Here is a 233-nt window from a genome sequence, read left to right as displayed (position 1 = left end):
AAAGCGCGCTTTCAGTATGAAATACTAGACAAGTACACTGCTGGTATTGTATTAAGTGGTACTGAAATTAAATCTATTAGAAATAGTAAAGCTTCTATTGCTGAAAGTTTTTGTGAATTTAATGATAAAGGTGAGCTTTTTGTGGTTAATATGACTATTGAAGAATATAGCTTTGGCACACATTACAACCACAAACCAAAAGCCGTTAGAAAACTACTTTTAAACAAAAAAGA

Annotated in this window: 1 protein-coding gene; it reads left to right on the top strand. The window is 30.9% G+C overall.

The window, feature by feature from the left end; genetic code table 11:
* Positions 1 to 233: SsrA-binding protein (locus FUA24_RS24760; RefSeq protein ID WP_148546101.1), on the top strand; the 233-nt coding region annotated here is incomplete at both ends.

Source organism: Seonamhaeicola marinus (assembly GCF_008085455.1).
The sequence above is the reverse complement of the archived record's forward strand: the minus strand, read 5'-3'. Positions and strand labels throughout refer to the sequence as shown.